Origin of the sequence: Paenibacillus sp. YAF4_2, assembly GCF_052113225.1 — a bacterium.
Classification (GTDB): Bacteria; Bacillota; Bacilli; order Paenibacillales; family Paenibacillaceae; genus Pristimantibacillus.
In genome coordinates this window covers 132,415-158,153 of sequence record NZ_JBFRCT010000002.1, presented here as the reverse complement: position 1 = coordinate 158,153, position 25,739 = coordinate 132,415, and the positions used below count along the sequence as shown (strand labels likewise).

Genomic DNA, 25,739 nt, shown 5'->3' with positions numbered 1-25,739 from the left:
GCAGCTTTCTTTCAGAAAGCTTTTAAGCGTTCGCTTTTGTGAGGGGATTCCAACCTTACTTCATTGATTCAAAGGAATCCCCGAGCAATGGCGATTGGAAGAACATTCGAATGCGCACAGAAAAAAGCTGTCCCGCAGGACAGCTTTTTCTTATGATAACAGTCTAATTGGAGGAAGATCTGAACTTATCTTTCATATCATCTTTTGCAGCGCTTAAAGCATCCATCACATGCTCATTGGATTTTCTCGCGTGATTGGCCAAATCCGAGGTTTCTTCCTTCACACCGGATAATACATCCTTCGTTTTATCGCGTGCTGTGGAAGCAAGATCCTGTGTTCTTTGGCTGAAGGCTTGGAACTTATTCGAGATATCCTCCCTCAGCTTCTCACCTGATTTTGGAGCAAGCAGCAGTGCCCCAACCGCACCTACCGCAGTCCCGACAATTGTACCTACAAGCATTCCGTTACCTGAGTTTTCCTTTGGCATAGATATCTCTCCTTTATTCAGCAGTTGTATTCGAAACCATTTTCGATCTCGTATTATCTATTACACCAATTCGGCTGTTCTGAAACGCATGGTCCCATAAAATTTGTATGCAGATAAGCAAAAAAAGTCGTTGCGTCTTCTATTGTTTATATCATATACTGTTTATATAATAATCAGTGTACACCGTACACAGAAATGAGGAATCTTGTGAATCAAATGGCGATTGAAGTATCCGATTTGCGGAAGAACTTTGGCAAGCAGATTGTGCTTAATGGTATCAATCTCTCGGTACCTGCCGGAACCGTCTTTGCCCTGCTTGGTCCAAACGGTGCTGGAAAAACAACCCTTATTCATATTTTATCTACCTTAATTGCACCGGATGAAGGAAAAGTACGTGTAGGCGGGTATGATGTCCTAACGCAGCAGGATCAGGTAAAACAAACCATTAGCCTTACTGGACAATTCGCCGCCGTAGACGAGGTCTTATCAGCGGAAGAGAATTTAATCATGATCGGCCGGCTTTCCGGCCTAACAACCGCAGAGTCCCGGCAGCGTACAGTTGAGCTTCTCAAGGCATTTGATCTTGTGGACGCGGCCAAGAAAAAGGTGAAAACCTATTCCGGAGGTATGCGGCGAAGACTCGATCTTGCGATAAGCCTTGTTGTCAGCCGCCCTGTTATTTTCCTCGATGAACCCACTACTGGCCTTGATACAATAAGCCGGCGCGCCCTATGGGAAATTATTAAGCAGCTTGCCAAGAATGGCATGACGGTCTTCCTAACTACGCAATATTTAGAAGAAGCGGATCAGCTTGCAGACAGGATCGGAGTTATTAACGGTGGACGGATCGTTGCGGTCGGAAGCTCGGAAGAGCTGAAGTCACATGTCGGCGGAGAAGTTATAGAATTGCTAAATTCCGATGATGAGGTTATTCATACCATCCCTACGAGCGGCAGCATCGAGGATATCAGCCGCATCTTAAATGAACTGGTCCGCTCGGTTCCACTAGGATCGCGTGTCCATATTCGCAGACCAAGTATGGACGATGTATTTGTTGCCTTAACTTCTAATGCAAAGGAGACTATGCACGTATGATCACGACCAACAAGCCGGTTAAGCCGGCATCACTTGCTGTTACAAACCTTGTTTTTATTGGCCGAAGCATCCGACACAGCCTGCGTAATACAGAGGCGCTGCTTATGGCCATCATGCTTCCTGTTATGCTTATGCTGCTCTTTACTTATGTATTTGGAGGAGCTATCGATTCAAGCGGTGACTATGTCAATTACGTTGTTCCCGGCATTATTTTATTATGCGCAGGATTTGGTTCTTCAAGTACAGCTGTAGATGTATCCAATGATATGACCAACGGCATTATCGACCGATTTCGGACAATGCCCATTCGAAGTCTTAGTGTCGTAACTGGCCATGTGGTGGCAAGTCTTATCCGTAATTTGTTCGCCACCGGAGTTGTCTTTGGTGTTGCTCTGCTCGTCGGGTTTAGGCCAACAGGAAGCCTGGTGGACTGGATCCTTGCCATTGCTGTCATTACGTTGTTCATTCTGACCTTCACCTGGCTCTTTGCGGCTATCGGATTAGTTGCCGGCAGTCCATCCGCAGCAAGTGGATATGGCTTTGCGCTCTTGTTCCTCCCCTATTTATCCAGTGCCTTCGTCCCAACGGACACGATGCCTACATGGCTGCGAGGCGTTGCGAACCATCAGCCGATTACACCTGTTATCGAGACAATTCGGGGGCTGCTAACAGGCACGCCACTCAATAATAGTCCATGGTGGGCTGTCGGCTGGTGCCTGCTCATTCTGACCGCAGCCTTCATATGGAGCCTCTCCTCCTTCCGAAAAAAAGCCGGCCGCCGGTAATTCTGTTAAAAAAGACAGCAGCTCGATGAAATTAATCGAGCTGCTGTCTTTTCTATTTCTGTGCTTTGGACGCAAGATAATGCTCAATCCCGTCCATGATACGCTCTAATCCAAAATCAAAATCATCACCAATCGGATTATCCGCTGGATTTTCCTCCGTGTAGACACCTGAAGCTACAATCGGTTGTAAATCTGGATAATCCTCCGCTTTAACAAGAAGCTTGAGTGCCTTGCTATAATTTTGACCGCTGAATGCCCCTGGTGTGGCGCCCCCTTTAATCGCCCGTACCATATCCCTTTGCACCATACCGACTGACCGCGCGTAGCTGCTGATCAGCAGGACCATTGACATTTTCTCATAGTCATTAAGCGGGAAGTCCCGCATCGGACGCAGTGCCAAATCCACATAGAGCAGGTTGTTGGGAGTTACGGGTACACCTGCGATCGGAACCTCTCCATACCATGGATGCTCAACGAACACCTTAATACATCCACGTACATACTGACGAATGCCTTCACGCCAATCCGTTATCTCTTCATTCATCTGCACAGCGGATTTGCAGACGGCCTCCTGCATCAGCAGCAATAGATCATCTTTACTTTCAACATATCGATAAAGAGACATTGCCGTAAAGCCTAAAGAAGCAGCAACCTTGCTCATGGATACTGCCGCAAGACCTTCGTTATCCGCGATAGCGACTGCCTTCTCAACGATTTGGTCAATCGTTAATTCCCGTTTTGGTCCTCTTTGTGATTCTTTCACGAGGCCCCATGCTAACGCAACTCCGCGAGGCAGGCTTTTTAAAACCTCAATCTCATCTTCATTTTGCATCCTATCTTACCTCCATGCCCAACCTCGAATATAATTGTTTACTATGTATACAGTATAACACAATCTAATAAAAAAACGGCCTCAATTACGAGGCCGTTTTTCTTTAATCCATGCCATGCTCTGCCCGAATTTTGTACAAACCCTTCAGGAGCAATTCCGCTGGATCACGATTGATCAGCAGATGCGTATACAACAGATGAAGAGAGAAAGCGCAAACATTATTACCGTCAGAAATAGCCGGGAAGCCCGTTTCAAACACTGGGCCTTTCAACTCTTCGTTCCAAGCAAGTCCTGCGTGAACCTTCTCCTCAGGGAATTCCTCTTCAACAGCCTTAATGCAATGCGGGATTAATACCTTATCGATTAATGCTTTGGCATCGTCTTCGCTTGCAGGTGGTTGAGGAAGCGGTTTGCCCCCTTCGACTTTCATCAATTCATAGAAAAACGAAGCCATCCATTCTGTTGCCTCTTCGTTGCCTGCCTGGAAATTCGCAATTAACTCACGAAGGAAAAAACCGCATACGTAATCGCTGCCCGATTCATCCTTCACTTTGTAAACAAACACGGGACCATAAAGCTCTTGATTCAATACTTGGCCTTGGACGTCCTCAAAATGCTGTCTCAAAGCGACAAAACCGTTATGCTGGACCGCATTGACCAGCTCAGCGAATTGCTTCGCTTCTTCTTCTTGACTGCCTTTAATCTCTTCGTTTGTCGTCTCGTTATTCATTCGCTTCACCCGTATTCATCATATCATTCCACTAATTAATCAGTCTAGTCCATTTCCAACAAAAGAAAGCCGTCCCAAGGGACGGCTCTACTACTATAATTAGTTAACATCATGCTTCTCGCGAAGTTTGGTAAGTGCAATAAGAAGGGTATCAGAAGGATCGCGGTTCAATTGCATCATCTTATACAGGTAATGAATCGGGAAGACGCATTTCTCCGATGGAATGTCCACGAATCCGAGCTCCAGAACTGGCGTATGATTATCATCCAGCCCTCTTTTTCCCGTAATCCTGAGAGGAGCAAACTCCTCGCTGACCGCACCAAGGCAATGAGGGAACAGAACATGATCAATAAATTCTTCTTCCTTCTGTTCGTTCTCATGTGGTCCAGGCAGTTCTTTACCGCCCTTCGTCGTCTTCATCAGCTCATAGAAGAAAGATGCCATCCATTCTCCTGCATCTCGGCCGCCGTCTTGGAACTGTTCAGCTAGTTCGCGAAGGAAGAAGCCGCAGTCATACGACTGTTTGAAATCGTTTGTCACCCGATAAATGAAGATTTGTCCAAATTTCTCATCGTTTACAATAAGGCCTTCTACATTCGGGAAAAACGGTCTTAAAGTTGCGAGACCCTTCTGAAAGATCGTCTTCATTAGGGAGTCCCATACTTCCGTATTATCGTTATTATCCGTATTCGTCATTTCATTATTCATCTTGTAATCACCCTCAAGCATCATATCATTCTGCGCTTTGCACCGTCCAGTGCTATACTTTAACAGTCTTATCCACGGCTTACGAAGAAGGGAAGCTTCTCGATGCCTGCCAGACGCAAATAAGTAAACAGTTGGCCTTTATGATGAATCTCATGATCTTTTGCATTTTGGAGCAAAGCAAAGCCCGGAACCGGATTGCCAAAGAAATCAATCGATTGCGCAAGCTGCTCCGGGGTAAGCGTGCGAAGAATCGCTTCTGTTTGTTCTGTAGCTGCAGCTACACCGGCTCTTAGTTCCTCTGCACTTGCAAATGACTGCTTGCTGCCTGGCGTGTAAACACCATGTTGTACCGTCTTTGCGAACATATCCATCGCACCGGTAATATGTAGGACAAGCTCCGCGACCGTCATGCCTTTTTCCCATGGCTTGAAGGACAATTGCTCCGTTGTTACCTCTGCCAGCATGTCATGCAATACGTTGCGATGGCTCTTCCAGCCCGCAATAAACTCATTGATGTTCGTCATCTTATGATCTCTCCTCTGATTCATTATTATCACTATTTATTATAATGGCTGTAACTTTCAATTTCATCTTTTATGCCTTTTCCCGGTTGCACCAATCCGCGATAAAAGCGATCATAACCTTCGTATAATCTACAAGCTCCCTTATATCCAAGCTTTCGTCAACGGCGTGAGCATTGCTCAGTTCACCTGGACCATAGATAACAGCTGGAATTCCTGCCCGTCCAATCCATCCTGCATCCGTAACAGATTGGCTCATGCCTACATCAGCTGCACACCCAAATATCTGTTCATGATTCGCTTTTAGCGCCTGTATGCCTTCACCTTCTGTATCCAGCTCCAAGGATGGGAATATCTCTCCACGCTCTTCGATCATTGACCGGCCACCCCAGCGGAACATAGGCGGATTGTCCTTTAGCCAAGGATCACCTTGTGCGACACGCAGCAAATGATCCTCCACTTCAGCAGCAACCGATTCATAATCCTCATCCGGGTAAAAATGTACCGTTATCCATAATGAACACTGATCTGCAATAAAGGCAGCATGGCGCCCCCCTTCAATAACTGCGGGGTTTATCGTAGTTGAACCTGCAGCAAACCCCGGATAAGATTTCGTTACCGCCCAATGACGCTCCAGCTCCTGCAGTCCTGTAATCAGCTTGGCCATCTTTTCAATCGCGCTTGCCCCGTGCACACCTCCACCTGCGTGAATCATACGCGAGCGCATGGCGTCATGATAAGTAACCGGACTTTGCACGGTCACCCATCCAGTAATAACACCACCTTGTCCTTGTATAACCAAGTTGCTTGTATCTGCTACAATTGCAAAATCAGCTTCGCATCCCCGCTCCATACAAGCTCTTGTACCAGCCTCACCAGCTTCCTCACCTATAACGGACTGGAATAGTAAATCACCTCTCAGCTCTACTCCCGCTTCCGTTAACAGCTTTATGGCAAATAACATGGCGGCAACCCCGCCCTTCATATCTGCTGTTCCGCGGCCATATACACGTCCATTCTTAATGGTTAATTGGAAAGGATCCACCGACCATTCTGAGCTGTCGCCAACTTCAGCAACGTCCATATGCCCATTAAGCAGTAAGCTTCTATAAGAATGGCTTTGCGTGCCTCTTCTAATAGAAGTAACATTCGGGTCGCCCGGATATAGCTCCCACAAATCTGTTTCGAAGCCATACTGCTTAAGCGAATCTTCTATAAAGCACTGTGCCTGCATCGTATTACGTGCTGGCGGACTTACTGTAGGAAAAGCAATAAGTTCAGCGAGCAAGGCAAGCAGCTCATCCTGTCGCTCATCCACTTGACTCTTCAACTGTTTCAAACTGAAATCTCTCATCTATAGAAGTCTCCTTCAGCCTATTGGCAAATTTATCCTTACTATAGAGGATTCGTTCAAACTCGACAACTTTAACACGATTCAAAAAAATTTACATTGCGTTAACATGAATAGGGTTTTCCGTTTACGTAGCCCAACTACAATGACTCTTGTAAGGAAAAAAACAAAAACGATAGTTTGGAAGGGGAACCTACTTAAATGAAAAAATCTCTAATCGTTACTATGGCACTGACATTGTCCTTATCCCTCGCAGCATGTGGCAACAACTCGAACAACAGTGCAAACAACGGAAACGCAGCCGCTACGAACAATGCTTCAACAAATAACACTGCATCCGCTGATCTGTCCGGCTCGATTCTGGCATCTGGCTCCACAGCGCTTCAACCACTTGTTGACCAAGTATCGAAAGAATTCATGGACAAAAACAGCGGTGTATCGATTCAAGTACAAGGCGGCGGCAGCGGTACTGGCTTGACTCAAGTATCCGAAGGCCAAGCACAAATCGGTAACTCCGACGTATTCGCTGAAGAGAAGCTTGACGCAGGTAAAGCAGCAGAACTGGTTGACCATCAAGTAGCGGTTGTAGCAATGGCTGCTGTTACAAATAAAGACGTAGGCGTAGACAACCTGACGAAACAACAACTGGTTGATATCTTCACTGGTAAAGTTACGAACTGGAAAGATGTTGGCGGCAAAGACGAGAAAATCCAAATCGTTAACCGTCCATCGAGTTCTGGTACTCGCGCAACATTCGAGAAATTCGCACTTGGTACAAAAACAGAAGACCTTGCAGGTTCGATCCAAGAGGATGCTTCCGGTACAGTTAAGAAACTCGTAAGCGAAACTCCTGGCGCAATCGGCTACCTGGCCCTTTCTTACCTGGATGATTCAGTAACCTCCCTGAAATACGAAGGCGTAGACGCTAATGAAGACAACGTAGCAAACGGTTCTTACCCAGTATGGGCTTACGAGCACATGTATACAAAAGGCGAGCCTGATGCAGCGACAAAAGCATTCCTAGACTACATGGTTTCTGAAGAAGTTCAAAACGGCGACGTTGTAGAATTGGGCTACATCCCAGCAAGCAAAATGGAAGTTAAACGCGATGCAGCAGGTGCTGTAACGAAATAACGGATCAGATATAAATAAAGGCAAAGTCAAGAGACGGGCCAGCTCGTCTCTTGACTTCATGCCTATATGTAAACTAAGTAAAGGGTGGTCACGATGAAGAAGTCTAATGATCGAGAAGTAGCCACGCCGCATCTTGCGGAAGAATGGGTTGGCAAAGTATATACATTCATCTGCATCTTGTTTCTTATCATCACCATTTTTTCGATGGTTTACTTCGTCGCTTCAAAGGGACTTAGCACCTTTATCGTAAACGGCGTAAGTGTAAAAGATTTGTTAACAGGATTGAAATGGAAACCAGACAGCGATACGCCAATGTTCGGCGCATTGCCGTTTATTTTCGGATCGTTTAGCACATCAATTCTTGCAGCTATTATCGCTGCTCCGCTCGGATTTTGCGCAGCTGTGTTTATGGTTGAGCTTTCTCCAAAAATTGGCCGTACGTTTATGCAGCCCGTAATCGAACTGCTTGCTGGCATTCCATCCGTAGTATATGGATTTGTTGGTCTTAGCGTTGTCGTTCCATTGTTCCGTGATATTTTCCCTGGTCAAGGTGTCGGGATTGCGGCAGGCTCGCTTGTACTCGCCTTTATGATTTTACCTACTATTACGACAATAGCAACGGATGCGCTGGCCTCGCTGCCGTCGGGCCTCAAAGAAGGTTCCTACGCACTTGGCGCTACCCGTTGGCAAACTATATATCGCATCGTTCTGCCAACTACGCTTCCTGCGCAAATGACAGGTATCGTACTCGGTATTGCTCGGGCATTCGGCGAAGCGTTGGCTGTTCAGATGGTCATCGGCAACGCGCCGCATATCCCTCATTCCTTATTTGAATCAACTTCTACCCTTACAAGTGCCATTACGCTCAGCATGGGCAATACGGCAATGGGATCGGTTCAAAATAATGCATTATGGTCGCTCGCATTAATCCTCATGATGATGACCTTTGTATTCGTCTTTATTATTCGCTGGCTGGAAGGAAGGAAAAAGCTATGAGTGCCAAAACGGCAGATAAAATCGCAACCGGCATTATTATTTTTATAACAGGCTTAATCGCTCTCGCCTTACTTGGCTTGCTGGGCTACATTTTGTTCCGTGGACTTGGTCATATCAGTTGGCACTTCCTTACGTCCCCGCCAGAAACGATTCGTAAAGGCGGCGGTATTGGTCCGCAGTTGTTCAACTCGATCTTCCTGCTCGTCTTGACAATGGTTATTACGGTACCGCTTGGTATCGGTGCAGGTATTTATATGAGCGAATATGCAAAGGCAGGCAAGATCACTTCTGCTATTCGTCTCGTCGTTGAAGTATTGTCTTCTTTCCCTTCGATTATCGTTGGCCTGTTTGGCCTACTTGTTATCGTAAATAAGTTTAACCTTGGCTTCTCCTTACTGTCAGGTGCATTAGCTCTTACCATCTTCAACCTGCCTCTGATGGTCCGTATTACGGAGCAGGGTCTCCGCAGTGTTCCAGTTCAGCAGAAGGAAGCAAGTCTTGCCCTTGGTATTTCCAAATGGAAAACGATTCGTTCGGTACAATTGCCGATCGCATTGCCGATCGTGCTCTCCGGTTCGATTCTGGCAGCAGGCCGGATCTTCGGCGAAGCAGCAGCGCTTCTGTTCACCGCTGGCATGAGCAGCCCGCGTCTTGATTTTTCCGACTGGAACCCGCTCCATTCTAACTCACCGCTTAATCCGATGCGTCCCGCTGAGACATTAGCTGTTCATATCTGGAAGGTCAACTCGGAAGGTCTGGCACCGGATGCAACGCAAATTGCTGCAGGCGCTTCAGCTGTACTTATTATTACTGTACTACTCTTCAACTTAGGCGCTAGAGCGCTTGGACGTTATATGCACAATAAATTTACCGCATCGAAATAAGCTGATGCTTACGAAGTAAGAATCACCACAAATGGCCTAGACTTGGCATTTGGGTGATAATTCTTTTTAGGAGGTCCAATTCATGGGAGAAATCGCCTTATCCTCTAAGAAATTAAATGTTTACTATGGTGAGAAGCATGCCGTACATGATGTCTCGCTTGATTTTGCAGCAAAGGAAGTCACTGCACTGATCGGACCTTCCGGCTGTGGCAAATCGACGTTCCTAAGAAGCTTGAACCGAATGAATGACCTCATTCCTTCCTGCAAGGTTACCGGTGAAATCTTAATAAATGACCGCAATATTAACGGTACGGATACAGATGTCGTTGCGCTTCGCAAAAAAATCGGCATGGTATGGCAGCGTCCGAACCCATTTCACAAATCGATTTATGAAAATATTGCTTTTGGACCACGTTACCATGGCATAAAAAATAAGAAACAGCTCGATGAAATTGTTGAGCAATCGCTTCGGAAAGCTGCAATCTGGGAAGAAACGAAGGACCGTCTTCACAAATCAGCTCTTGCCTTATCCGGCGGCCAGCAGCAGCGTCTATGTATTGCCCGAACCGTCGCTGTTAAGCCAGATGTTATTCTGATGGATGAACCAGCTTCTGCCCTTGACCCGATCTCGACCTCGAAGATCGAGGAGCTGATCTCCGAGCTTAAGCAAGACTACAGTATCGTAATTGTGACACATAACATGCATCAGGCAGCACGCGTATCGGAAAAGACTGCTTTCTTCTTAAATGGTCATGTGGTTGAATACGATCTGACTGAAACAATCTTCACTAATCCGACTCATCAAAGAACGAACGACTATATAACAGGTCGTTTCGGCTAAGTAAAACAGGGACACCCCCATAGTCATTTAAATGACTAATGAGGAGTCCCTGTTTTTCATTTATTGCTTAGTAGCCGAGGACACTCTTCGTTTTTCCGAAAATTTCGTTAGCCATTTGCGAGTAACGGTTGCTGCCGTTTGCTTGCGTTTGTTTTACATAGCTGTCGAAGTTGTCCATCTTCTCTTGGCCTGTGATGAATTTAAGCGTCATCGTGCTTACATAGTCCATTAGCGGCTTCGAGATCAGGTTCAATTGTTCGCTTTCGTCTGCCGTAGCCATGATTGGCGGTGAAAGTGGACGCGCCGTACGGTTGTTCAGAATACGATTATTGAAGTCTTTTTCGCCGTCTGTCATTTTCGATTGTCTCAGCTTTGTAGTACCGCCGTATGCGAATACGCCGCCGCCGAAGCCAAAGTCTGCATTCAGTTTTTTCGTTGCTGTAGGGTTCATACCGTTGTACGTAATATCTGGATTAAGTGTAATATTGCCATTTGCGTCCTTCGAGTAAGTCTCGCCTTCTACACCCCACAGGCTGAGAGTTTGACCCTCATCGGAGTACCAGAGCCAGTCGATGAAACGAAGCATTTTAATAAATTTCTCTTCGCCAAGATCTTTCAGAGCGTTCTCACTGATCATGACGCCGTTCTCAAGACGGGAGTTTTCAACTTGCAGTTGGCCTTTAGGACCGCCTGGAGGCGTGATCATCATCAGCTCTGCACCAGGATCCTCCATCTTCGTTTGGAGGTCAGTAAATACTTGGTAGTTGGCGTTGATCACATAGGTATCGCCTTTGTAGAATTTCGCTTTAGCTGCATCGTCTTCTTGCGTGAACGATTCAGGGTCCATAAGACCTTCTGTTACCAGTTTATTAAAGTACGAAACATAATCCTTGAAGTCTTGTGTATTGTCGGCGAATTCGAATTGTTTCGAATCTTGGTTGAAGCGCATACCGTTTGCTTTACCCCAGCCAGCCGTTACACCGTATTCTACAGCTGCAATATTCAAAGTCGATTCACCTTTGGATTGATCAGAGAATACATATTTTTTGCCTGTAAACTCTTTAACCTTCTTCATTGCTTGGTAGAAATCTTCGTAGGTCCAGTTGGTTTCTTTGGACAGATCAACGCCGGCTTTTTCGAAAATATCTTTGCGGATGACATAAGAGTATCCCCCGCCTGCTGCTTCCCACATACCAGGAAGAACATAATATTTGCCATTCGCTTGCAGCTTCACCTTCAGGTCATCTTCCATACCCCAGTTTTTAACTGCTTTTTGATAGTTAGGCATGTATTGCACATAGTCGCTGATCGGCACGATTTGTCCGCCCGCAACAAATGCAGTTTCATCATAAGTTTTAGGGATAATATATGGAGCATCGCCGCTGTTTACAAGGAGCGATTTTTGGTTCTCGTATTCGGTTCTAGCTACAACAGACAGGTCAAACGAAACGTTTGTTTTCTCCTGGATTGCACTCCAGATTCTCCAGTCTTTCTTGTAAGGATAACCTTCGTTGTCACTGAACATCATGGAGTACTTAACGGGCTCATTTGAATGGAACGTGACGTCCTCGCCAAATGCGTAATCCTCGGCAGGTTTATCCGATGCTGCAGGTGAAGCGCCATTATCCGCTGTTGGCGAAGCCGCGTTATTGCCTGACTTCCCATTGTTGTTTCCACTACATGCTGCCATTACGAACATGATCATAATGACCGATAAAATCAATCCCATTGCTCTACTGAATCTTTTCATGCCGTGCCTCCCTTTTACTATTTATATATAACAGAAGCTGTCTAGCGGCAGTTCCGTTCTATATCGCGTTTACCCTTTCACTGCGCCAATCATCATCCCTTGCACGAAATACTTTTGTACAAATGGATAGATACAAATCATAGGCAGTGAAGTTAATACCATCGCAGCAGATTTAACTGTCGCGGCAATCTGCGTCGTTTGTTCAGCGCTTGCTCCAAGTTCAGCCGGACTAATAGCCGTTTCAATAACTTGCCGTAAATAAAGGGCTACCGGCCATTTTTCTTTCGACTGCAAGTACAGAGAAGCATCAAACCAGCTGTTCCAAATCCCTACGATAACAAACAAGAGCATCGTTGCGAGAATCGGCTTGGATAAAGGAAGCGTAATGCGAAGGAAGATCCCGTAGACATCAAGCCCGTCAACTTTTGCCGATTCCTCCAGTTCATTAGGCAGACTTGAGAAAAAGGTTTTCATCAATATAACGTTAAAGGCGCTAATTGCACCGGGAATCACAAGAGCCCAAATCGTGTTGCGCATATCCAGCGTTTTGGCCACCAGAATGTAGTTCGGGATAAGACCACCGCCGAAATACATCGTGAAGAGGACAAACGGGATAAAAAATTTGTTAAGACGGAGTTTTTCTTTCGAGAGCGGATACGCCATTACAGCTGTCGCGGATACGGCAATAAGCGTACCAACAACTGCATACAGAATCGTGTTGCCGTAGTACTGAAAGAAATCCGGCTTACTCAAGATAACTTTATAAGTAAGTGTCGTGAACTCTACAGGATAGAACGTTACCTTCCCGCCATAGACAGCAGCCTCAGAACTAAAAGACTGCGCAATAAGATAAACAAACGGATACAAGGTAAAGAGTACGACTAGCGTCATAATTAAGGCATTGATGCCATTAAACAATCGAGAACCTGAAGTTACTTTCACGCTTAAGCACTCCTTCCTACCACAGACTTGATTTCGTCGTTTTTTTCGAGATTGTATTCGCTATCGTTACCAGAATTAAGCCGATAACCCCTTCGAACAGACCGACAGCTGTTGCATAGCTGAAGTTAGCGTTCGTAATACCCATCCGGTAAACGTAGGTGGAAATAACGTCCGCCGTTTCATAGGTAAGTGGATTGTACAAGAGCAAGATTTTCTCGAAATTCGAGCCCATTATGCCACCGATATCTAAGACGAGAAGCGTCATAATGGTAGGTAAAATACCTGGGATCGTAACATGCCATGCGAGTCTGGTCCGGCTGGCACCATCAATCCGGGCTGCCTCATACAACTCGGTATTGATACCTGTCATCGCTGCGAGGTATAGAATCGTACCCCAGCCAAGACCCTGCCACATACCGGAAGTCACATAAATGGTAGAGAACCATTGTGGCAGTGAAATAAATGCGATCGGCTCAATGCCGAGGTGTCCAAGCAAAGTGTTGATCGGACCTGAGGCGGACAACATCTCTTTCACCATACCCGCCAAAATAACCATCGATATAAAATGCGGCAAATATGAAACCGTTTGAACGAATTTCTTCAGCTTTAACCGCCGAATTTCATTAATCAACAAGGCAAAAATCAATGTTAATGGGAAACGTACAACCAGATAAGAGATACTTAAGAACAGATTGTTGTAAAATGCCCGCCAAAAGGTTGGATCCTTCATAAACATCCTGAAATATTGTAATCCAACCCATTCCGAACCAAGGAAATTCGGTCCGCCGCGATACTTCCGGAAAGCGATTACATTTCCGATCATAGGCGCATACTTGAAGATGATGAAATAGATCAGAGGAATAATAAGGAATGAATACAGCTTCCATTCTTTTCTGACATGCCTCCAAAGAGGGGATGCGTCCAATGCCTTGTTCGTGCCTTCCATTTATCTCCACTCTCCTCTAGTCCATTTTGTCTACATTGCCCTTAAATATAGCTATATTCAACTATTTAAGTTGCAACAAATAACGGACTATACTATGAATACATGCCATTTTAATGTCATCCTTCGACAAATGTATTCGCTTTCATTGGATTCATTATATCCCTAATTGATTTCTCCCTCTTCGTAAATATAGCTTTTCACTTCTCATATATTGCCTTTTTTGATAGACTTATTGCTTTTCGGTTCACAGGATGCCATTATCTGATAGGTAGCAATCTGACTAACGAGAGGAAGAATGATTGATGATCCCAGTCCTTAACGGTGCCAAAGAAACAGTTTCATACGGTGAACATTCCGGAATTCGAGTTTTCCTCAACAAGGAAGTCGAGAATTATCCGATTCATTGGCACACTGCGGTGGAAGTCATCATGCCGCTGGAAAACATCTACACGGTAATCGTTGATGAAACAAAGCATGTCCTCTATCCAAACGATATTCTAGTTCTGCCTCCAGGAGAGCTTCATGAGATTTTTGCACCGGATTCCGGAACTAGGCTGATCCTGCAATTTGACAGCTCGATGCTTTATGCGTTAAATGGCTTTGATTCTACCTTCCATTTGCTTCGTCCTTACCTGCTCATTACCGCTGAACAGAATAAGGTGCTTCATGGCCTGTTACGACCTATGCTTTTAGAGCTTGTGAACGAATATTACAGCCATACGATGTTGAAGGAGGCTTCTGCCTACGCGAAGCTTATCTCCTTTTTTGTTACGCTGGGACGTAATTTCATGCATGAGGAACGTCGTTTTCCCCGTACAAAAAGCCATAAGCAGCATAAATACATCGATAAGTTTTTGCAGGTGTGCAACTATATGAACGAGCATTGCACTGAAGATATTCACGTTGATGAGCTTGCCGAATTGTCGGGCTTCAGCAAATATCACTTTACCCGTATGTTTAAGCAGTACATGGGATTATCCTATTACGACTACCTGATCCAGCACCGTATTATGCATGCCGAGAAGCTTCTTACTGATCCTCATCTGTCCATTATGGAAGTGGCGATGAGATCCGGCTTTGGCAGCCTGCCAACCTTTAATCGCGTGTTCAAAACGTATAAGAAATGTACGCCTTCGGAGTATAAGGCTTTGCATGGGAGGAATCATTAAAGACGGTATAGGTGCAAGCTGCGCATTCGAATGAGGTGGACGGTATAGGTGCAAGCTGCGCATTCGAATGTTCTTCCGAGCGCCATTGCTCGGGGATTCTTTGGAACAATTCCAATTGGATTGGAATCCCCTCACAAAAGCGAACGTTACACTTCTCCAGAATCATTCGAAATGCTCCGCTGCACTTAACCGTTTTTTTGGGAGAACAAAAAAACAAGTGGTCGTGCTGTATAAACCTGCACGGCCACTTTCGTTATAAGCCAGTATGCTTTACACTCGGGCAATCTGTCTGCTCTTTCTAATGGACACAGCCGCTGCGACAAGGGCGAGAACTAGAACAATGCCTGCTACTAATGGATTGTAAAGGACCGTATCGTTCCAATCTACAACCATTCCGCCAACACCTGCGCCGGCAGCAATCCCAACCTGAGTTACTGAAATGTTCAAGCTGATGATGAGATTCGAGGATTGAGGAGCTCTCTCGATGAAATAGGTTTGTGTAGCCGGACCTAATGTAAACATCGACATGATCCACAAGGACAGGAGTGTAAGAGCGAGCGGGAAGGAATGGATGGCTAAAGGCAGAAGAAGAAGAGCTACGACATGGATCATGACTCCAATCATAATTAATTTGGCACTGCCCCATTTGTCTACAGCTGAGCCTCCAATCCGTGCGCCAACCGCACCTGCAATACCGAGCAGCAGCATCATCATGCCAATTTCAGTTGTACTTCTATGAAGAATTGAACTAAGGAATGAAGCGATATACGTAAACATAACGGAGTTGCCAGCTTCTCTAAACAAAACAAGCAGCAGTGCGAAGAAAATGACCGGATTAGCTAATACACCTAACTGCTGCTTGAAAGGAACCGAGGAATCACCTTCAATCTGCGGCAGCAGAAGAGTGAGGCCAATCAGAACCACAATCCCTCCTGCTCCGAGGACCAGAAAGATCATCTGCCAGTTAAACATATTGGTTAGAGCAACTCCAAGCGGTACACCAAGAATCATAGCGCTGCTGAACCCGAGAATGATCGTCCCCATTGCACTGCCGATTTTTTCAACCGGCACCAGCTTTGCTGCTGCGCTGAATGCCGCCACCATAAAAACACCTGAGCTTACACCTAGGATCATCCGTCCTGCCATTAATACAATAAAACTGGTGCTTACAATTGAAATCAAATTGCCTAATATAAAAACGGCGATTGCCATAAGCATTAGCTTTTTTCTCGGATATTTGACTGTCAGTGTGATAATAATTGGTGTTCCAATGGCAAAAGCGAGCGAATAAGCCGTTATAAGCTGTCCAGCAAGGCTTACCGATATTTGCATTTGATCCGCTAATACATTTAAGATTCCAGCGATCACGAGCTCCGAGGTTGCGGTAAAGAATACCGCTATCATTAAGACATAAATGACCATTCGATTCATAACTGCACTTCCTTTCTTTCCTCTTCATTTGCTTGCTATATTCGGATTATAACGAAGCAACTTACTTTTAGTAAGAACGCAATTTGTTTTGCTATAATCCATCTATTTGGAGTAACTAACCATTTGGTAAGTAACTGTAACACAAAAACCGCAAGAGCACGAAGCTCTTGCGGTTTTAAGGAACCTTCTATTTAAGTACGATTATGCCTTGGATGAGGTGAGTCGCCCCATTTTTGAACCCATTTCTCCATCTCTCTGAGTGCAGCTTGAAAATCTCTGCCCTTCTCCGTCAGCGAGTACTCCACGGATACGGGTACAGTTGGGAACACTTGGCGGAAAACAAGACCATTGTTCTCCAGATGACGAACCGTATTCGTTAAAGATTGGGTCTTCACGACCGATATATTCCGTTGAAGCTGATTAAATCGAAGTGGTCCATTCATCAGCTCCTCAAGCACGAGGAAAGCCCATTTCGCTCCTAAAATCTGCAGAACTTCACAAATGCTTGAGCCTGTATTTTCATTGTTGATTGCTTCATTATTGGCTTCCATGTTTTCCCTCCTACTATCATCAGCTGCCCACACTATCAATGGGTATCGCTTTTCCATTCTTAATGACTTGTATACTATCAGTCTTTTGATTTTTATTAAGCTTGTAAATAAAAAGTTTCTTCAACCGTTCATCGTGGAGATCAGATGTCTCCTGTTCATTCATTATAATTGTAAAGACTTGACCGCGGATCTCCGCATGAATGTCTTCCAGGAATTTCTTCGGCTCACCTTGCTGAATTGTTGCATAGTTCACGATAAAGTATTCTTCTTCACCTACTCGAGAATATAAGAAGATCCCATTCCGGTCTTTGAACTGATCAACAAATGCCCTAACCTCTTTATTCAGATGGTTGAAGTTTACTTCCTCCAATAAGGATGAAGAACGATTGCATCCAGTAAAAATAACGATAACCAATAAAAGAATACAGCCTATCTTGTTCAAATGATCCCTCCATGTACAATGGGATTCGCCGCTATATGCTGACTTTACCACAATTAACCAATTCTGCACACTACTTCTGAACCCATCCTCGCGCACCTTATATATCCGTTTACGCGCGAAAAACCTCACTATTAGTGAGGTTTTTCGCTTTCTATTCCCCTGAAAATGATGATTCTTCAGCAATAGTGAGGATTTCCGCCTTATTCTCACGTCATGCCTCACTAAGAGTGAGGCTGCCCTCATTATCGTCAAAATCCGTTGCTGTAACTGCCTTTTGACGGCGGTTTAGCTCACTAATTAATGAGCTTCCCTCACTCTAAACAGCCAGCCTGCATCAGCGACGACTACTCAGGCTAAGTTACCCCTTAATCGAACCAAGCAGCGCGCCTTTCGCAAAATGCTTCTGAAGGAAAGGATATACTGCCAGGATCGGCAGGGTAGCGACTACGATAACCGCCATCTTCACCGCCTGATCTGGTGGAGGTACGGCCCCGTCAAGACTGGAGCTGTAATCAAAGCCGCTTGCGAGAACAACGATCTGACGCAGCAGCACCTGAATCGGCCACATTTTGCTGTCGTTCAAGTACAAAATCGCATTCAAGTACGTGTTCCAATAGGTTACAGCATAGAAAAGTGAAATGGTCGCAATAGCCGGCATTGACAGCGGGAGCACAATTCGGAACAGGATACCAAAATCGCTGCAGCCGTCAATCTTCGCCGATTCCTCCAGCCCCTCCGGTATGTTCTGGAAGAAATTGCGGAGAATGATCATGTTGAACGCACTAATCGTGAGCGGTAAGATAAGCGCCGCGTACGTATCGATTAAATGAAGTTCTTTTACAACAAGAAAGGTAGGTATAAGTCCCCCATTAAACAACATGGTGAATACGACCATAAACATCAAGCCCTTGCGGCCATCGAGATCTTTGCGGGACAAGCCGTATGCCATCATCGAAGTAACAAGCATACTGAAGGCTGTACCGATTAGGGTTATTCCGATCGATACCGCAATGGAACGGAATATCGTATTCGTCGAGAAGACGAAGCGATAAGCTTCAAAGCTTATATCTGTCGGGAAAATAATAAATTTCTTGACTGCCATCTCCGCGCTTGTCGTTAAAGAGCCGGCCACGACATGGATGAACGGGAGAACGGTGGCTAGCGAAAAGATCGCGAGCAGCGTAAAATTCACGATGCCAAACAGCCGGCTTCCTAATGTGCGATCCTGTATCATGCTGATTCCTCCTGGTCATAGCTTAATAGATTCCTTCTGATCCGAATTTCTTGGAAAGCTTGTTTGCAGAAATGACCATGACAAGCCCAATAACGGATTTAAACAGTCCGATCGCTGTACTATAGCTGAACTTCCCTTGCTTTAATCCCGCCGTGTATACATACGTATCAATAATTTCCGCCACATCCCGGTTCATCGCATTCAGCAGCAAATAGACATGCTCGAAGCCAAGCTCCAATACATCGCCGATCTTCAGAATGAGCAGAACGATGATAACGCTGCGAATGGCTGGAAGCGTAATATGCCAGATTTGTTGGACTCGTCCCGCACCGTCCATACGTGCTGCTTCATACAGCTGCGGGTCGATCGCTGCCATAGCCGCCAAATAAATAATGGTTCCCCAGCCAGCTTCCCGCCAGATGACCTGAATAATGTAAGTTGGACGGAACCATTCCGGGCTAAGCAGAAAATTGATTTTTTCCAATCCGAACTGTTCAAGGACCGCATTTACGATCCCTCCATCCATCGTCAGCATCACATAGCTGATCGATACGATAATGACCCATGACATAAAATGCGGCAAATAGATTAGGGTTTGGAACAATCGTTTGAATGAATTCATCCTTAGCTCATTCAGCATTAAAGCCAGTACAATCGGAATTGGAAAATAAAACAATAAATTAAAGCCAAACAAGATTAACGTGTTACTCAATATGTTTAGAAAATCGGGTTCGGTAAATAAACGGTTGAAATGCTCAAAACCTACCCATTCACTTCCTTTGATCCCCTTGAAAGGTTTAAAGTTCTGGAACGCAATAATCAAACCGAACATTGGCGCATACTTGAAAATCAAAAAATAGAGGAGTCCCGGCAGCACCATGACATACAGCCATATATTGCGGCGAAGACGCCTCGTGATCCCGCTTCCTGTTCTAGGCGCCTGCACTTGCTCCGGGTGAACGATCACTTCCCGCATCCTGCTTCTTCCTCTCTTCATGTGTAGATCGAAGAGGCGGTTGACGGATCAGCCAGCCTCTTCGGCTTTCCCTGCTTGGAACGAATTATTTTTTGTACACCGCATTAAACTCTTCAATAATTTTGTCGCCGCCGCGTTTTTTCCACTCTTCGACCGCTTTATCAAAGCCGGCTTTATCGATTTCACCGTAAATATATTTGTAGGTCGCATCCGTAATGAGAGTTTGCAGCTCTACCCCTTTTTCTGTGTAGGTCGGGGAATCAAGTGCTGCCGTCGGATCCATGATGGCAATTTTCTCATTCTCTTTCGTAAACTCTTCCGCATGAATGCGTCCTGGCAATGTATAGAACCCTTCGTACATGCCATTGGTCTCTGCTTCACCAATCAGACTGTCCTTGAACCCTTTCACTTCACGTTCGATCAGATCGCCATCCTCCGTTACCTTTGCCTTGCCCTCTTCAACGGTATAATGCGTACCTTCAATTCCCCAGAACATGGTGTTCGCAACTTCAGGCGTCATTAATTTGTCATAGAACGCCAGTACTTTCTTTAACGCCTCTTCATCTTTGATTGCAGATTTAGGGAACAGGACAACGTTGTTGTAGCCTGGAATCGCCCAAGTAGCTTGCTCTCCGTTTGGCCCTTTAATAAGCGCTAATGTATCAACATCTGCTGTTGGAACGTTTTTGATCAGGTCTTTATTCAAAGAATCGATGTCCGACATGGAGCCGATGTAAAGGCCAGCCTTGCCGCTTGTGAACAAGCTGATTTGGTCGGTTTTGGATGTTGCTGCAAAATCTTTGTTCATGGCCCCAGCATCACGAATTTGCTTCATCGCGTCCATAGCTGCTGTATATTGTGGGAAGGTGAAGTCTGGCTCCAGCTTTCCATCCTTTTCGCCCCAGTTATTTGGCGTAGCGTACCAGGAGGCAATCGTCTTAAATGCACCATAGACCAAGTCATTCCGATCGGCGAGTCCAATCGTGTTTGCTTTTTTGTCCCCATCTGGATCCTGTTCGGTAAAAGCTTTGGCCATCGCAATCACTTCATCTACCGTCTCGGGCGTCTTAAGTCCAAGATTGTCCGCCCAGTCCTTGCGGTATATAATGCCTTGACGGGCAAGAGGCCTGCCGATATACAGCGAATACAGCTTGCCGTCTACCTTCGTATTGTTCAAGATGAGAGGCTTCAGCTTGTTGAGATTCGGGAATTCGCTTAACAGAGGCCCGATCTCCCAGAACTGACCGTCACGGATCGCACCTTTCATTTGAACGAAAGTCGCTTGGTTTTTCAAATACGTAACTTGCGGGAGACCACCGGTAGCCAAGGTCGTGTTCAGTTTATCTTCATAGGTGTCAGCCGGGAAAAATTGATACGTCAGCTTCGTATTCGTCAGCTTCTCGATCTCATTCTTAATCGTGTCAGGTGGTGTCTGTGCAACGTTAAGCGGGAGCATAATCGTAATCTCTGTTGGCTCCTCCGCTGCTGGTTCCGATACCTCCGGTGACGCTTCCGTACTTGTGGTTGGTGTTGCTTGATTGCCCCCGTTATTCGCTGGACTGTTATTATTGCTGCTGCATGCAGTAAGAACCATGCTGAGGCTCATTACCGTTCCTAATAGAAAAGCAAACCCCTTTTTGTTCATGCTCATTGGCCTCCACCTCGATATTGGATGTGCTGCAGATCAACCATACCTCCCGCCCATTCATTACGGATACAATCATTCGTACACATTAACCGCTCATCTGGCCTGATCTGAAGAAATGATTATGATCCTCTCGAATGACAACAAAAAAATCCGCCTCACAGACACGAGGCGGACTTCTTACCCTTCTATTCAAAATAGGATTTCGTATATTCCTCAATAATCTGCTCGCCGCCGCTACGCCGCCATTTCTCGATCTCTTGATCAAATCCCGCTTCATCCATTTGACCGAGAATATATTGATAGGTCGCATCGCTGATGATCTGGTTCAAATCTTCGCTATGCTCGTCAAAAGCAACGGATTCAAGGTTCACGGTTGGATCCTTGACGATAAACTTCTCATTATCGACGCTCAGCTTCTCAGCTAACGCTAGCAGCGGATCTTCCTGTGCGACCTGCATCAGATTGGAATTACTCAGATCTGCAATCATCAAAGAATACAGCGGGCTGACTTCGTCAATACGCAGCTGTTCATTCTTAACAGGAAGCTGCACTTCTTTGCCTGCCAGTGTATAATGTCTGCCTTCTATTCCATATTTCATCAAGTTTGCGGCATCTGCTTCCATGGTTCGGTCAAAAAAGCCAAGCACCTGCTTCAACTCATCCTCCGTCTTAATCGCGCTCTTCGAGAACAGGAACAGCCCATTGAAATTCGGAATCGACCATACCTTGTAGCCTTCAGGTCCTTCAATCCGGTTCACGACTGTAAAGCGCGCCTCTGGATTAAACTGCTTTGCTTCATTCGATAGCCGCTGTACATCCGTCATACTGCCGATATAAACACCAGCTTTTCCACTAATGAGCATATTTCGCTGAATATCCTTGCTTGTCACGACAAAATCCTGGTTAATGAGCTTCTCATCATACAGCTTCTTCATAAAGTTCATCGTATCTTTATACTGCGTTGTCTCGAACTCAGGAATAATACGATGATCTTGAGCCATCCAGTTATTTGGGGTGCCAAAATAGGAGCTAAGCGTCTTGAAGGCCCCAAATACAAGATCATTCCGATCTGTTAACCCGAAAGTATCATCCTTTCCGTTCTGATCCGGATCTTTGACTGTAAACTGATTCAATACGTTATAGAGCTGGTCAATTGTTTTCGGAGTTTCAAGCTGGAGATTTTCCAGCCAATCCTCCCTTAGAATAACACCTTGCCTGGAAGATGGCCGCTCCGTATACAAGCCATATATTTTACCATCAACAGCCGTTTGGCTTAGTATATTATCATTTAACCTTTTAAGGTTAGGATATTCGTCCAAGTATGGCCCAACCTCCCAGAACATGCCGGAGCGAATCGCGCTCTTTAAAAATATGTAATCGGTATATTTCACAAACGTCGCTTTCTTGAGTGAATTCATCGTTAATGCCGCATTCATCTTATCCGTATAAATCTCGTCGGGAACCCAGTCGATCATGAGCTTTACACCCGTCATTTCTTCAAGCTGCTGAACGAGTGATGAATCCGGACCCTGCGGAAAATGAAGTGGAGCCATAATCGTGATGACTGGCCGGGATTGACTCTTCTCTAATCCTTCTGATCCGGTTTGATTGCTGCATGAACTAAGGAAAATCGCCGCTATCACTATTCCGCAGATTCGCTTCTTTCTGCTGATTACATCCTTTAGAAACATCGAAATTCCCCCTGAATCTGCAATAATGATTACTCTAGGATCTAATGATTATTGTCCAATCGATGGTAAATGACCTACAATGTAGACATATAAAGAGGATAAGGTGTTGGTAATTGATGCGCTCTTTTAGCTTTCTAACCAAAATGACCGTCTTCGGTTTCTTGTTAAGCACATTGCCCGTATTATTCATCGGCATCTTTTCATACGTCACTTCATCAAACGAAATCCAAAAAGATGTAAATAAAGGAAAATATCAACTTCTTGTACAAATTAATGCCAATGTAGATCAAATCCTGACAACTGTCAACCATACTTTAAATCAGGTCATCAACTCCAACGTCTTAAAAAAAGCGATGAACAGCCCTTTAAATGTAAGCGATTTCACTCTATATGACAACTTGCGTGATGAGCTTCTTCATATGCAATCCTTTGATACAAAGCTGGAGGACGTCGTGCTGATCAATAGCCGCCATAACTGGATGATCAAAAATTCCGGTCTATATCGGTTTGATCAATATGCTTACCATGAACAGCTTTCAGCTCTCATTCAATCCAACGAGGATACCGCATGGACGATGAATCCATCCGTCTGGTTCTATAGCGAAGAAAGCGCAGACAGCAACAAATGCGAATATAACATTAGCCTGATCAAAAAACTGCCGGTCACTGAACGCAATCCATACGGGCTCATCATGGCTAACATCCCTTCCTGCAGCTTGCAGACCTTACTGCAATACGATCCCGAGCAATCGGATACAACGATGGTTTTGGACGACAAGCATCGTATCCTGCTTCACCCCGACCATTCAGTGATTGGTCAATCCGTATCGGTTACCGGTTTTACTGATGCAGAGAAGCTGAACGAGCAATCCGGGCAATTCATGTCGCTCATTAACGATCAGAAGTACTCGGTCACATACTATAAATCGCCAACCAACGGCTGGATCTATCTCTCATTCACCTCTATTGCCAGCTTGACGAAGGAATCGCAAAAGATTGGTATCTATACTCTTGTCCTATGCTTATTCATGCTTCTTGTTACGATGCTGCTCGCATGGATTGGCTCCCGCCGGATGTATTCCCCTATTCAAATGCTGCTGAAGCAGATGGACGTTCGCACCCCGGAGATTCGGCAGAACCGTAAGAATGAATTCCAAGCGATAGGCGAACAGATTCAACAGCTCTTTCAATCCAAGACCCAGCTGGAGAGTGAGCTGCAGCAGCATCTTAAGCAGGTTCGTACATTATTCCTAGCCAAAGCGTTCCAAGGTCAGGTTAAAAATAACGATCTTACTGAACAGCTGGAGAGGTTTGGCTACAGCACGCAGCTTCAGGCTTGGGAATCGCTGGCTGTTGTCACCTTCCAGATCGATTCACTGGATGGGACCCGCTATGAGAAACGCGATACAGAGCTGCTGTTATTCGCCATTCATAATATGATTGAAGAACTTATTCCTGCAGGCAACAGGCTTGGTTCAGTGACGATCGATCATACCGTAGCGACTTTATTTGGCAGTGCAACGGTAGAGATAAACGACTTCAAGACCGCCTTATTTGAATTAACCGAGCATTTGCAGCAGCAAATCCAAATGCTGCTGGAGCTAAAAGTCAGCATCGGTATCAGCTTGCCTTTTGATTCAATAGCGCATATCTCACTCGCCTATCAAGAAGGCTTGGATGCGCTGAAGCATCGTCTCAAGTTAGGGGAAGGCATTGTCATTCAGTACGAGAACGTCAACCAAGGCAAGCATTATTTGAATATCAGCTATCCGAGCCATCTAGAGAACGAGCTTGTTGATGCGATCAAAATAGCAGATAAGGATAAATCGAAGGAGCTGCTCCGCTCCTTTCTTGGACCTGTCTTCTCAGATCAGATGTCGCCGCAAGAATATCATCTTCCGCTAGTTCGATTGTTGAATAGTCTATTGATTGTGAAACAAGAATCAGGGATTAGCCTTAATCAGATTCATCCTGGCAAAAGCTCTTTATTTGAGGATCTGCTTCATTTGAATACGGTGCCGGAAATCGAGGAGTGGTTCTGGACGAGAGTAATTCATCCGATGATACAAATCTTCCGGGATCGGCAGGATGCTCAATATCATAATATATCGGAGAAAATCATCGATCTGATTCATCATCATTATGATAGTGATCTTTCGCTCGAGGAATGTGCTTCAAGGCTTAATTATAACGCCAATTACTTGAGCAGCGTTTTCCGCAAAGAGACAAACAGCTCGTTCAGCGAATATCTGGCGACTTACCGGTTCAGCATGGCCAAGAAGTGGCTGAGAGAGACGGATATTTCGATCAAAGACATTGCCGCACGTCTTTGCTACAACAATCCGCAAAACTTCATCCGTTCGTTCCGTAAGCTGGAAGGGATTACGCCTGGGCAGTACAGAGAAAAACATGTTTCATCGTGATAGTTAGAGCAGCGCACTGCGCATTCGAATGTTCTTCCGATCGCCATTGCTCGAGGATTCCTATGAATAAGCTAAATTAGGTAGGAATCCCCCGAGCAAAAGCGAACGCTTGAAAGCTTTCTGAAAGAAAGCTGCATCGTAAGCATTAACTCTGCTTCTACAGAATCATTCG

The 25,739-nt window shown here is 45.3% G+C and carries 24 protein-coding genes; 8 read left to right on the top strand and 16 right to left on the bottom strand.

The features are described from left to right. Positions 1–163: 163 nt before the first annotated feature. Positions 164–487 carry a YtxH domain-containing protein gene (locus AB4Y93_RS04700; protein WP_441889490.1) on the bottom strand — a complete coding sequence of 108 codons (324 nt, stop codon included), beginning with the start codon at positions 485–487 and terminating at the stop codon, positions 164–166. Between the two features lie 207 nt (positions 488–694). On the opposite strand from AB4Y93_RS04700, the gene AB4Y93_RS04695 reads away from it, so the two are divergent. Together AB4Y93_RS04695 and AB4Y93_RS04690 are read left to right on the top strand one after the other, a co-directional pair. Continuing rightward, positions 695–1,582, top strand: a complete 888-nt coding sequence (locus AB4Y93_RS04695) for an ATP-binding cassette domain-containing protein (protein ID WP_441889488.1) — start codon at positions 695–697, stop codon at positions 1,580–1,582. After that, a complete protein-coding gene (locus tag AB4Y93_RS04690; RefSeq protein ID WP_441889486.1) occupies positions 1,579–2,367 on the top strand; it encodes an ABC transporter permease in 789 nt (262 codons plus the stop codon). Before AB4Y93_RS04695 ends, AB4Y93_RS04690 begins: the two co-directional genes overlap by 4 nt. Before the next feature lie 52 nt (positions 2,368–2,419). Here the strand turns inward: AB4Y93_RS04690 and AB4Y93_RS04685 are convergent, their stop codons facing one another. The 5 genes from AB4Y93_RS04685 to AB4Y93_RS04665 form a co-directional block, all read right to left on the bottom strand. Then, positions 2,420–3,199, bottom strand: a complete 780-nt coding sequence (locus AB4Y93_RS04685) for a TetR/AcrR family transcriptional regulator (protein ID WP_441889484.1) — start codon at positions 3,197–3,199, stop codon at positions 2,420–2,422. 103 nt (positions 3,200–3,302) lie between these two features. Next, positions 3,303–3,929: a hypothetical protein gene (locus tag AB4Y93_RS04680; RefSeq protein ID WP_441889482.1), complete on the bottom strand. Its 627-nt coding sequence runs from the start codon at positions 3,927–3,929 to the stop codon at positions 3,303–3,305. A 99-nt stretch (positions 3,930–4,028) separates the two neighbouring features. Further along, positions 4,029–4,637 carry a hypothetical protein gene (locus tag AB4Y93_RS04675; RefSeq protein ID WP_441889480.1) on the bottom strand — a complete coding sequence of 203 codons (609 nt, stop codon included), beginning with the start codon at positions 4,635–4,637 and terminating at the stop codon, positions 4,029–4,031. Between the two features lie 68 nt (positions 4,638–4,705). Further along, positions 4,706–5,161 carry a DinB family protein gene (locus AB4Y93_RS04670; RefSeq protein ID WP_441889478.1) on the bottom strand — a complete coding sequence of 152 codons (456 nt, stop codon included), beginning with the start codon at positions 5,159–5,161 and terminating at the stop codon, positions 4,706–4,708. A 70-nt stretch (positions 5,162–5,231) separates the two neighbouring features. Then, on the bottom strand, positions 5,232–6,512 hold the full coding sequence (locus AB4Y93_RS04665; protein WP_441889476.1) for an acetylornithine deacetylase: 1,281 nt from the start codon (positions 6,510–6,512) through the stop codon (positions 5,232–5,234). Positions 6,513–6,710: 198 nt separating this feature from the next. On the opposite strand from AB4Y93_RS04665, the gene AB4Y93_RS04660 reads away from it, so the two are divergent. From AB4Y93_RS04660 to pstB, 4 genes are all read left to right on the top strand, one after another. After that, complete coding sequence (locus tag AB4Y93_RS04660; RefSeq protein WP_441889474.1) at positions 6,711–7,643, top strand: phosphate ABC transporter substrate-binding protein; 933 nt, start codon at positions 6,711–6,713, stop codon at positions 7,641–7,643. Between the two features lie 93 nt (positions 7,644–7,736). Next, on the top strand, positions 7,737–8,639 hold the full coding sequence (gene pstC / locus AB4Y93_RS04655; RefSeq protein WP_441889472.1) for a phosphate ABC transporter permease subunit PstC: 903 nt from the start codon (positions 7,737–7,739) through the stop codon (positions 8,637–8,639). After that, positions 8,636–9,523, top strand: coding sequence for a phosphate ABC transporter permease PstA (gene pstA / locus AB4Y93_RS04650; protein WP_441889470.1), 888 nt, complete (start codon positions 8,636–8,638; stop codon positions 9,521–9,523). The genes pstC and pstA overlap by 4 nt, the downstream gene beginning before the upstream one ends. A gap of 82 nt (positions 9,524–9,605) precedes the next feature. Further along, a complete protein-coding gene (pstB, locus tag AB4Y93_RS04645; RefSeq protein ID WP_441889468.1) occupies positions 9,606–10,364 on the top strand; it encodes a phosphate ABC transporter ATP-binding protein PstB in 759 nt (252 codons plus the stop codon). A 67-nt stretch (positions 10,365–10,431) separates the two neighbouring features. Here pstB and AB4Y93_RS04640 read toward each other — a convergent pair whose 3' ends face one another. The 3 genes from AB4Y93_RS04640 to AB4Y93_RS04630 all read right to left on the bottom strand — a co-directional run bounded on the left by AB4Y93_RS04640 (position 10,432) and on the right by AB4Y93_RS04630 (position 14,002). Beyond that, entirely contained in the window at positions 10,432–12,114 is a 1,683-nt protein-coding gene (locus AB4Y93_RS04640) for an ABC transporter substrate-binding protein (RefSeq protein WP_441889466.1), read from the bottom strand. 69 nt (positions 12,115–12,183) lie between these two features. After that, positions 12,184–13,005, bottom strand: a complete 822-nt coding sequence (locus AB4Y93_RS04635) for a carbohydrate ABC transporter permease (RefSeq protein WP_441890497.1) — start codon at positions 13,003–13,005, stop codon at positions 12,184–12,186. Positions 13,006–13,072: 67 nt separating this feature from the next. Beyond that, a complete protein-coding gene (locus tag AB4Y93_RS04630) occupies positions 13,073–14,002 on the bottom strand; it encodes an ABC transporter permease (protein ID WP_441889464.1) in 930 nt (309 codons plus the stop codon). Between the two features lie 302 nt (positions 14,003–14,304). Between AB4Y93_RS04630 and AB4Y93_RS04625 the strand changes: the two genes are divergently transcribed. Next, the gene (locus tag AB4Y93_RS04625; protein WP_441890495.1) at positions 14,305–15,171 is read left to right on the top strand and encodes an AraC family transcriptional regulator; all 867 of its coding nucleotides are present in this window, start codon (positions 14,305–14,307) and stop codon (positions 15,169–15,171) included. A 270-nt stretch (positions 15,172–15,441) separates the two neighbouring features. Here the strand turns inward: AB4Y93_RS04625 and AB4Y93_RS04620 are convergent, their stop codons facing one another. The 7 genes from AB4Y93_RS04620 to AB4Y93_RS04590 all read right to left on the bottom strand — a co-directional run bounded on the left by AB4Y93_RS04620 (position 15,442) and on the right by AB4Y93_RS04590 (position 23,144). Beyond that, positions 15,442–16,602 (bottom strand): MFS transporter, encoded by a 1,161-nt coding sequence (locus AB4Y93_RS04620; protein WP_441889462.1) that lies wholly within the window; start codon positions 16,600–16,602, stop codon positions 15,442–15,444. 191 nt (positions 16,603–16,793) lie between these two features. Then, positions 16,794–17,153, bottom strand: a complete 360-nt coding sequence (locus tag AB4Y93_RS04615; RefSeq protein WP_441889460.1) for a winged helix-turn-helix transcriptional regulator — start codon at positions 17,151–17,153, stop codon at positions 16,794–16,796. 19 nt (positions 17,154–17,172) lie between these two features. Continuing rightward, positions 17,173–17,595, bottom strand: coding sequence for a hypothetical protein (locus AB4Y93_RS04610; RefSeq protein WP_441889458.1), 423 nt, complete (start codon positions 17,593–17,595; stop codon positions 17,173–17,175). 358 nt (positions 17,596–17,953) lie between these two features. Then, a complete protein-coding gene (locus AB4Y93_RS04605; protein ID WP_167279815.1) occupies positions 17,954–18,829 on the bottom strand; it encodes a carbohydrate ABC transporter permease in 876 nt (291 codons plus the stop codon). Between the two features lie 22 nt (positions 18,830–18,851). Next, the gene (locus tag AB4Y93_RS04600) at positions 18,852–19,805 is read right to left on the bottom strand and encodes an ABC transporter permease (protein WP_441889455.1); all 954 of its coding nucleotides are present in this window, start codon (positions 19,803–19,805) and stop codon (positions 18,852–18,854) included. A gap of 85 nt (positions 19,806–19,890) precedes the next feature. Beyond that, positions 19,891–21,450 (bottom strand): extracellular solute-binding protein, encoded by a 1,560-nt coding sequence (locus AB4Y93_RS04595; RefSeq protein ID WP_441889453.1) that lies wholly within the window; start codon positions 21,448–21,450, stop codon positions 19,891–19,893. A gap of 188 nt (positions 21,451–21,638) precedes the next feature. Further along, positions 21,639–23,144, bottom strand: a complete 1,506-nt coding sequence (locus AB4Y93_RS04590) for an extracellular solute-binding protein (RefSeq protein WP_441889451.1) — start codon at positions 23,142–23,144, stop codon at positions 21,639–21,641. 116 nt (positions 23,145–23,260) lie between these two features. Here AB4Y93_RS04590 and AB4Y93_RS04585 point away from each other — a divergent pair, with 116 nt between their 5' ends. Further along, the gene (locus AB4Y93_RS04585) at positions 23,261–25,567 is read left to right on the top strand and encodes a helix-turn-helix domain-containing protein (RefSeq protein WP_441889449.1); all 2,307 of its coding nucleotides are present in this window, start codon (positions 23,261–23,263) and stop codon (positions 25,565–25,567) included. The last annotated feature ends 172 nt before the right edge of the window (positions 25,568–25,739 follow it).

Excerpts from the sequence above, each read along its gene's own strand:
- AB4Y93_RS04700 (WP_441889490.1), bottom strand. The coding sequence starts at position 487 with ATGCCAAAGGAAAACTCAGGTAACGGAATGCTTGTAGGTACAATTGTC.
- AB4Y93_RS04690 (WP_441889486.1), top strand. The coding sequence starts at position 1,579 with ATGATCACGACCAACAAGCCGGTTAAGCCGGCATCACTTGCTGTTACA.
- AB4Y93_RS04685 (WP_441889484.1), bottom strand. The coding sequence starts at position 3,199 with ATGCAAAATGAAGATGAGATTGAGGTTTTAAAAAGCCTGCCTCGCGGA.
- AB4Y93_RS04680 (WP_441889482.1), bottom strand. The coding sequence starts at position 3,929 with ATGAATAACGAGACGACAAACGAAGAGATTAAAGGCAGTCAAGAAGAA.
- AB4Y93_RS04675 (WP_441889480.1), bottom strand. The coding sequence starts at position 4,637 with ATGAATAATGAAATGACGAATACGGATAATAACGATAATACGGAAGTA.
- AB4Y93_RS04670 (WP_441889478.1), bottom strand. The coding sequence starts at position 5,161 with ATGACGAACATCAATGAGTTTATTGCGGGCTGGAAGAGCCATCGCAAC.
- AB4Y93_RS04665 (WP_441889476.1), bottom strand. The coding sequence starts at position 6,512 with ATGAGAGATTTCAGTTTGAAACAGTTGAAGAGTCAAGTGGATGAGCGA.
- AB4Y93_RS04660 (WP_441889474.1), top strand. The coding sequence starts at position 6,711 with ATGAAAAAATCTCTAATCGTTACTATGGCACTGACATTGTCCTTATCC.
- pstC (WP_441889472.1), top strand. The coding sequence starts at position 7,737 with ATGAAGAAGTCTAATGATCGAGAAGTAGCCACGCCGCATCTTGCGGAA.
- pstA (WP_441889470.1), top strand. The coding sequence starts at position 8,636 with ATGAGTGCCAAAACGGCAGATAAAATCGCAACCGGCATTATTATTTTT.
- pstB (WP_441889468.1), top strand. The coding sequence starts at position 9,606 with ATGGGAGAAATCGCCTTATCCTCTAAGAAATTAAATGTTTACTATGGT.
- AB4Y93_RS04640 (WP_441889466.1), bottom strand. The coding sequence starts at position 12,114 with ATGAAAAGATTCAGTAGAGCAATGGGATTGATTTTATCGGTCATTATG.
- AB4Y93_RS04635 (WP_441890497.1), bottom strand. The coding sequence starts at position 13,005 with ATGACGCTAGTCGTACTCTTTACCTTGTATCCGTTTGTTTATCTTATT.
- AB4Y93_RS04630 (WP_441889464.1), bottom strand. The coding sequence starts at position 14,002 with ATGGAAGGCACGAACAAGGCATTGGACGCATCCCCTCTTTGGAGGCAT.
- AB4Y93_RS04625 (WP_441890495.1), top strand. The coding sequence starts at position 14,305 with ATGATCCCAGTCCTTAACGGTGCCAAAGAAACAGTTTCATACGGTGAA.
- AB4Y93_RS04620 (WP_441889462.1), bottom strand. The coding sequence starts at position 16,602 with ATGAATCGAATGGTCATTTATGTCTTAATGATAGCGGTATTCTTTACC.
- AB4Y93_RS04615 (WP_441889460.1), bottom strand. The coding sequence starts at position 17,153 with ATGGAAGCCAATAATGAAGCAATCAACAATGAAAATACAGGCTCAAGC.
- AB4Y93_RS04605 (WP_167279815.1), bottom strand. The coding sequence starts at position 18,829 with ATGATACAGGATCGCACATTAGGAAGCCGGCTGTTTGGCATCGTGAAT.
- AB4Y93_RS04600 (WP_441889455.1), bottom strand. The coding sequence starts at position 19,805 with ATGCGGGAAGTGATCGTTCACCCGGAGCAAGTGCAGGCGCCTAGAACA.
- AB4Y93_RS04595 (WP_441889453.1), bottom strand. The coding sequence starts at position 21,450 with ATGAACAAAAAGGGGTTTGCTTTTCTATTAGGAACGGTAATGAGCCTC.
- AB4Y93_RS04590 (WP_441889451.1), bottom strand. The coding sequence starts at position 23,144 with ATGTTTCTAAAGGATGTAATCAGCAGAAAGAAGCGAATCTGCGGAATA.
- AB4Y93_RS04585 (WP_441889449.1), top strand. The coding sequence starts at position 23,261 with ATGCGCTCTTTTAGCTTTCTAACCAAAATGACCGTCTTCGGTTTCTTG.